Annotated in this window: 1 protein-coding gene; it reads right to left on the reverse strand. The window is 57.0% G+C overall.

From position 1 onward, the window contains the following. Nucleotides 1-812, reverse strand: an 812-nt coding sequence (locus tag JNK74_28390; GenBank protein MBL7650107.1) for a transposase, incomplete at its 3' end; no start/stop codon positions are given. Nucleotides 813-839 lie beyond the last annotated feature (27 nt).

Raw genomic sequence — 839 nt, forward strand, 5'->3', positions numbered from 1 at the left:
CGGTTTTTGCTATCCCGAAACGCCGTTTCTATCCACCAGCGTCGCCGGTAGATACTCACGACTTCCTCGGCTCCGGCATCGTCCAGGTCCGTTACCAGATACCAAGGCTCCTTGGCGTTTGGGTCATAGGCGGTGATGACCCGACCCTCAATTGCTTCGTCTGCTCCGACGGTCCCGTACCCCCAGTCACGGATTCTGGCACCGCGCCGGAGGTTCATTTCCTTGACACCCCCCATAAAAAGTTCCGTTTCGACAGTAAAGACACTCGATATACGTTGGACATAATGGAACCTCACCTTGCGCACAGCCCCCAACCAACGCTTGTTGCCAAAGCCCCGGTCCGCAACCACCGTCACATGACTGCGACCGGCGCAGATCCCCTTAAGGGCCTGTAGCGCCTTGGTTTCGGCCTCTATCAACGTCCCCTCACCGGCGAGTTTGGGAACGACGTAGGTGTAGAACGGAATACTGCGCCCGTTAGCAGGCAACGCAAACACCAGCATCTTCGCATTGCTCACATCCGTCCAATCCGCCAAGACAAGAACTCGCCCCTGTTTAGGCGCGAACACGTTAAAGATGCCCTTTGCCACAGCCGCGCACTCTAAATCCTCATTGCCCAGGAAGCGGTTCACCCGCTTGATGTTATGCTTGCCACTGACGGGACCCGACATAGCCCGGCCCAGCGCAAGCACTCCCACCCCTCCCAACTCCATCGCTGCGGGAACGATAGCCGCCAGGGTTTTAAGGCGCGAGAGACGGACACCGTTTACATTCGCTTCAAGCCATGGCAGAATATCAACTGGACTGAGCATTGCTGGAATCTCCTCTTGAGGTTTTGG

The organism is Candidatus Hydrogenedentota bacterium, from assembly GCA_016791475.1.
In the GTDB taxonomy this organism is placed as follows: domain Bacteria; phylum Hydrogenedentota; class Hydrogenedentia; order Hydrogenedentales; family JAEUWI01; genus JAEUWI01.